General features: G+C 65.8%; 1 protein-coding gene. It reads right to left on the bottom strand.

Annotation, left to right across the window (positions count from 1 at the left end; genetic code table 11):
- Window positions 1-632 (bottom strand): alpha/beta hydrolase (locus IB232_RS23340; RefSeq protein WP_192400896.1); only part of this gene is annotated, 632 nt, incomplete at both ends.

Genomic DNA, 632 nt, shown 5'->3' with positions numbered 1-632 from the left:
TAGTCGTGGATCATGCCGTTGTAGCGCACCGCGGTGACGGTGACGCCGGCGGCGTCCAGTTTGCGCGCGTAGGCCTCGCCCTCGTCACGCAGCACGTCGAACTCGGCGGTCTGGATCAGCGTAGGCGGCAAGCCCTTGAGCTGCTCGGTGGTGGCCTGCAGCGGCGAGGCGAAACGTTCGGCGCGCTGCTTCGGGTCGGTGGTGTAGCTGTCCCAGAACCACTTCATCAGCGGCTTGGTGAGGAAGTGACCCTGGGCGAACTGGTTGTAGGACACGGTTTCCAGGTTGGCATCGGTCACCGGCCACAGCAGCAGCTGGAAGCGCAGGTTCGGCGTGCCGGCTTCCTTGGCTTTCAGTGCAACGACTGCGGCCATATTGCCGCCGACGCTGTTGCCGGCCACGGCCAGGCGCGAGCTGTCGACCTGAATCTCCTTGCCGTGTTCGCTGACCCATTGGGTGGCGGCATAAGCCTGGTCGATGGCGGTCGGGTACTTGGCTTCCGGCGACGGCGTGTAGCCGACATAGACGGCCACAGCGCCGGAGTTCACCACCAGGTCGCGGATCAGGCGGGCATGGGTCGGGTAGTCGCCGAGCACCCAGCCGCCGCCGTGGAAGAACATGAACACCGGCAG

Origin of the sequence: Pseudomonas sp. PDM15, from assembly GCF_014851565.1 — a bacterium.
GTDB lineage: Bacteria > Pseudomonadota > Gammaproteobacteria > Pseudomonadales > Pseudomonadaceae > Aquipseudomonas.
Note: the sequence above shows the minus strand (reverse complement) of the source record. Positions and strands in the feature narration are given on the sequence as shown.